4 protein-coding genes are annotated in these 5,638 nt (G+C 74.1%); 1 reads left to right on the top strand and 3 read right to left on the bottom strand.

What is annotated here, in order from left to right:
- Nucleotides 1-430: 430 nt before the first annotated feature.
- From AB0912_RS08705 to glmS, 3 genes are all read right to left on the bottom strand, one after another.
- Nucleotides 431-1,861 carry an NAD(P)H-hydrate dehydratase gene (locus AB0912_RS08705; protein ID WP_366697206.1) on the bottom strand — a complete coding sequence of 477 codons (1,431 nt, stop codon included), beginning with the start codon at nucleotides 1,859-1,861 and terminating at the stop codon, nucleotides 431-433.
- A 130-nt stretch (nucleotides 1,862-1,991) separates the two neighbouring features.
- A complete protein-coding gene (locus tag AB0912_RS08700) occupies nucleotides 1,992-2,363 on the bottom strand; it encodes a holo-ACP synthase (RefSeq protein WP_366697205.1) in 372 nt (123 codons plus the stop codon).
- Nucleotides 2,364-2,561: 198 nt separating this feature from the next.
- A complete protein-coding gene (gene glmS / locus AB0912_RS08695; protein WP_366697204.1) occupies nucleotides 2,562-4,409 on the bottom strand; it encodes a glutamine--fructose-6-phosphate transaminase (isomerizing) in 1,848 nt (615 codons plus the stop codon).
- Between the two features lie 166 nt (nucleotides 4,410-4,575).
- Between glmS and coaA the strand changes: the two genes are divergently transcribed.
- Nucleotides 4,576-5,565 carry a type I pantothenate kinase gene (gene coaA / locus AB0912_RS08690; protein ID WP_366697203.1) on the top strand — a complete coding sequence of 330 codons (990 nt, stop codon included), beginning with the start codon at nucleotides 4,576-4,578 and terminating at the stop codon, nucleotides 5,563-5,565.
- Nucleotides 5,566-5,638 lie beyond the last annotated feature (73 nt).

Raw genomic sequence — 5,638 nt, 5'->3', positions numbered from 1 at the left:
GAGACAGAGGACAGCCGGGCGACCGGCCAGCAGGGACAGCAGAGACAGAGGACAGCCGGGCGACCGGCCAGCAGGGACAGCAGAGACAGAGGACAGCCGGGCGACCGGCCAGCAGGGACAGCAGAGACAGAGGACAGCGGGGCGACCGGCCAGCGGGACAGCAGAGACAGAGGACAGCCGGAACAACCGGGCATCCGGTCTGCACGCCAGCCACGGCGCGCCGGTCCGCACGCCAGCCAAGCCGCCGGACGGCACCGCAGCCGGGAGCGAGTCGGCCGGCCGGCACCCCCGGCCACCCGCCCGTCACCGGCGCCCCCGTTCCCCCCTACGGGCCTCATCCCCTCCCCACCACCAAGCCCCCGTCCCCCCGCCAGGGCCCCACTCCCACCGGACCCCGGCCCCACCCCCTCAGCCCGCTACATCGCGCCCTTCAGCCCGCTGCATCCCGCCACGCCTCCGGGATCGCCGCGGCCACGTCGTGGGCGCCTGCCGGTGCTCCGTCCGCCGCGTAGCGGCCCGCGAGGCCGTGGAGGTAGGCGGCCACGCTTCCCGCGTCCAGGGCGGAGAGTCCCGACGCCAGCAGGGAGCCGGTGAGGCCGGACAGGACGTCCCCGCTTCCGGCGGTGGCCAGCCAGGCCGTGCCGGTGGCGTTGACCCGGACCGGGCCGGCGACCGGACCGGCGACCAGGGTGGTGGCCCCCTTGAGGAGCACCGTCGCCCCGTACAGCCCCGCCAGCTCCCGTACGGAGGCGAGCCGGGCCTGCTCGACCGACTCGCGCGAGACGCCGAGCAGCGCGGCGGCCTCGCCCGCGTGCGGGGTCAGCAGCGTGGGCGCGCTGCGGGCCCGTACGGCCTCCCGGTCGGCGAGCCGCAGCGCGTCCGCGTCGATCAGCACCGGCACGTCCGAGGCGAGCACCTCCGCGACCGCCGAGGCGTCCTCCCCGATGCCGGGGCCCACCACCCACGCCTGCACGCGCCCCGCCTTCGCGGGCCCCTCACCGGAGACCAGCGTCTCGGGGAACCGCGCGATGACGGCGTCCGCCGCGGGCCCGACATAACGCACGGCGCCGGCCCCGCCGCGCAGCGCCCCGGAGACGGCGAGCACGGCCGCGCCGGGGTAGCGGGCGGACCCGGCGGCGATCCCGACGACACCGCGCCGGTACTTGTCGCTGGCCGCGCCGGGCCGGGGCAGCAGGCGGGCGACGTCGGCGTGCTGCAGGGCCTCCAGGTCGGCCCGCTCCGGCAGGTCGAGCCCGATGTCGACCAGGTGCACGGAACCGGCGTACCCGTGCGCCGGATCGACCAGCAGCCCCGGCTTGTGCGTGCCGAAGGCGACGGTCAGGTCGGCGTGGACGGCGTCGCCGAGCACCTCGCCGGTGTCGGCCTCGACGCCGCTCGGCAGGTCGACGGAGACGACGGGGGCGGGCGAGGCGGCGGCGAGTCCGGCGAGCCGGGCGGCGTCCGGCCGCAGCCCGCCCTTGCCGCCGATCCCGAGGATGCCGTCGACGACGAGACCGGCGCGGCGCAGCAGCGGTTCGGCGTCCTCGGGCGCGGCCGTGGTGCCTCCGGCGCGCAGCAGTGCGGCGAGTCCCTCCGGGTGCGCCCGGTCGGGGGCGAGCAGCACCGCGGTGACACCGGCTCCGCGCCGGGCCAGACGCGCGCCCGCGTAGAGGGCGTCGCCCCCGTTGTCGCCGCTGCCGACGAGCAGCACCACCCTGCTGCCGTACACCCGCCCGAGCAGGTCGGCGCAGGCGGCGGCCAGTCCCGCGGCGGCCCGCCGCATCAACGCCCCCTCGGGGAGCCGTGCCATCAGCTCCCGTTCGGCGGCCCTTACGGTCTCCACGCTGTACGCAGTACGCATGGTCCCGAGTCTCCCGCACCCCCGCACCCCCGCGCACTCTGCCGCCCCGGGCACGGGGAACGCGCGGCGCGGGCGGCCCGGCTCGGCCCGGCTCGGCCCGGCCCGGAGCAAACGCCCCCGCCGAAGCCCCCTACCCCTCGGCGATCACCACGGCGGAGGCCACCCCGGCGTCGTGACTGAGCGACACGTGCCAGGAGCGCACGCCCAGTTCGGCGGCCCGGGCGGCGACCGTGCCCTTCACCCGCAGGCGGGGCTGCCCGCTGTCCTCGACGAAGACCTCGGCGTCCGTCCAGTACAGCCCGGCCGGCGCGCCCAGCGCCTTGGCGAGCGCCTCCTTCGCCGCGAAGCGGGCGGCGAGCGAGGCGATCCCCCGCCGTTCCCCGCTGGGCAGCAGCAACTCCCGCTCCACGAAAAGGCGTTCGGCCAGCCCCGGCGTCCGCTCCAGCGACGCCCGGAACCGATCGATCTCGGCCACGTCGATCCCGACCCCGATGATGCTCATGACGGCACCTTAGAGCGGGCGTCGGCTCCCGCCACGGACCCCCCGCGCCCGGCCCACCGGGACCGGCCCACCGGGACCGGCCCACCCGGGGCAGCCCACCGGGACCGGCCCATAGGGACCCCGGGGCAGCCCACCGGGGACGGCCCCACCCGGAGCGACCCCGAAATCGGAGCGCTCCGGCCCGCCCCTCCCCTCAGCTCACTCCACCGTCACCGACTTCGCCAGATTCCGCGGCTGGTCCACCTCGTTGCCGCGGGCCGTCGCCAGTTCGCAGGCGAAGACCTGGAGGGGGACCGTCGACACGAGCGGCTGGAGCAGCGTCGGGGTCGCCGGGACGCGGATGAGGTGGTCGGCGTACGGGACGACCGCCTCGTCGCCCTCCTCCGCGATGACGATCGTGCGGGCGCCCCGGGCGCGGATCTCCTGGATGTTGGAGACGATCTTGTCGTGCAGGACCGAGCGCCCGCGCGGCGACGGCGCGATGACCACGACCGGCAGGTCCTCCTCGATCAGCGCGATCGGCCCGTGCTTCAGCTCGCCCGCCGCGAAGCCCTCGGCGTGCATGTACGCCAGTTCCTTGAGCTTCAGGGCCCCTTCGAGTGCGACCGGATAGCCCACGTGCCGCCCGAGGAACAGCACCGTGTCCTTGTGCGCGAGGGAGCGCGCCAGCTCCCGCACCGGCTCCATGGTCTCCAGGACCCGTTCGACCTCGCGGGAAATGCGGGACAGTTCACGGATCACCGCCTGGATCTCGTCACCCCACTTGGTGCCGCGCACCTGGCCCAGATACAGCGCCACCAGATAGCAGGCGACGAGCTGGGTGAGGAAGGCCTTGGTGGACGCGACGGCGACCTCCGGGCCCGCGTGCGTGTACAGCACCGCGTCGGACTCGCGCGGAATGGTCGAACCGTTCGTGTTGCAGATCGCGAGCACCCGGGCGCCCTGCTCCCGGGCGTGCCGCAGCGCCATCAGCGTGTCCATCGTCTCGCCGGACTGCGAGATCGCGACGACCAGCGTCTGCGGGTCCAGGATCGGGTCCCGGTAGCGGAACTCGCTGGCCAGCTCCACCTCGCAGGGCATCCGCGTCCAGTGCTCGATGGCGTACTTGGCGATCAGACCGGCGTGGAAGGCGGTGCCGCAGGCGACGATGACGACCTTGTCGATCTCGCGCAGCGTGCGGGCCGGGATGCGCACCTCGTCCAGGGAGAGCGACCCGGCCGCGTCGATCCGGCCGAGCAGGGTGTCGGCGACCGCCTTGGGCTGCTCGGCGATCTCCTTGAGCATGAAGTAGTCGTAGCCGCCCTTCTCCGCCGCCGACGCGTCCCAGTCGACGTGGTACGAGCGCACCTCGGCGGGGCTGCCGTCGAACCCGGTGACGGTGACCCCGTCCCGGCGCAGCTCGACCACCTGGTCCTGGCCCAGCTCGATCGCGGAGCGGGTGTGGGCGATGAAGGCGGCGACGTCCGAGGCGAGGAACGCCTCGCCCTCGCCGACCCCGACGACCAGCGGCGAGTTGCGGCGCGCGCCCACGACGACGTCCGGCTCGTCCGCGTCGACCGCGACCAGGGTGAACGCGCCCTCCAGCCGCCGGCACACCAGCCGCATCGCCTCCGCCAGGTCGGCGCAGGAGGAGAACTCCTCGGCGAGCAGATGGGCGACGACCTCGGTGTCCGTCTCGGAGGACAGGTCGTGGCCGCGCTCGGCCAGCTCGGCGCGCAGCAGCGCGAAGTTCTCGATGATCCCGTTGTGGACGACGGCGACCCGGCCCGCGTTGTCGAGGTGCGGGTGCGCGTTGGCGTCCGTCGGGCCCCCGTGGGTGGCCCAGCGGGTGTGCCCGATCCCCGTCGTGCCGGCCGGCAGCGGCCGTTCGACCAGCTCCTTCTCCAGGTTGACCAGTTTCCCGGCCTTCTTCGCGGCAGCGAGCCCCCCGTCCGCCAGGACGGCTACCCCCGCCGAGTCGTATCCCCGGTACTCCAGCCGCTTCAGTCCGGCCATCACCACGTCAAGCGCCGACTGCGACCCCACGTATCCCACGATTCCGCACATGGCGGCAGCGTACGGGCCGATACCCGCCCGATACCGGCATTCCGTGCCCGATACCGGAAATTCCAGCCGCCCCGCGCACCCGGCCGGACCCCGCCCCTTCCCCTCACGTCACCCGGCGTGACGGACCCCACCCTCCATCCCGGCCATACTCCCGTAACAATGGACTGTGATCTCTCCGGTCTCCTTGCCGCCGCGGAGCGCCCACCGGTCCAGGCCGGAGGCGACTCCCTACGTCGACCTCACCCGCGCCGAGTGGAAAGCGCTGCGGGAGAAGACGCCGCTCCCGCTGAACGCCGAGGAGGTCGAGAAGCTGCGCGGCCTGGGCGATGTCATCGACCTCGACGAGGTGCGGGACATCTACCTGCCGCTGTCCAGACTCCTGAACCTCTACGTGGGGGCGACGGACGGGCTGAGAGGCGCGCTGAACACCTTCCTCGGCGAGAAGGGCTCCCAGGCGGGCACCCCCTTCGTGATAGGGGTCGCCGGTTCCGTCGCCGTCGGCAAGTCCACCGTGGCCCGCCTGCTCCAGGCGCTGCTCTCCCGCTGGCCCGAGCACCCGCGCGTCGAGCTGGTCACCACGGACGGTTTCCTGCTCCCCACCAAGGAGCTGGAGGCGCGCGGCCTGATGTCCCGCAAGGGCTTCCCCGAGTCGTACGACCGGCGGGCCCTGACCCGTTTCGTCGCCGACATCAAGGCCGGCAAGGACGAGGTGACGGCGCCCGTCTACTCGCACCTGATCTACGACATCGTGCCCGGCCGGCGGCTGACCGTGCGCCGCCCCGACATCCTCATCGTCGAGGGCCTGAACGTGCTCCAGCCGGCCCTGCCCGGCAAGGACGGCCGCACCCGGGTCGGCCTCGCGGACTACTTCGACTTCAGCGTGTACGTCGACGCCCGCGCCGAGGACATCGAGCGCTGGTATCTGAACCGCTTCCGCAAGCTGCGCGCGACCGCCTTCCAGAACCCGGACTCGTACTTCCGCAGGTACACCCAGGTCTCCGAGGAGGAGGCCCTCGACTACGCGCGGACGACCTGGCGCACCATCAACAAGCCCAACCTGCTGGAGAACGTGGCGCCCACCCGCGGCCGGGCCACCCTCGTCGTCCGCAAGGGCCCGGACCACAAGGTGCAACGCCTCAGCCTGCGCAAACTCTGACCACAGCCGTGGGGGCCGGCGCCCCCCCCGGGGGGGGGGGGCGCGGGGGCGGGGGGGGGGGTGGGGACAGGCG

Source organism: Streptomyces sp. NPDC007084 (genome assembly GCF_040703595.1).
GTDB lineage: Bacteria > Actinomycetota > Actinomycetes > Streptomycetales > Streptomycetaceae > Streptomyces.
Note: the sequence above shows the minus strand (reverse complement) of the source record. Positions and strands in the feature narration are given on the sequence as shown.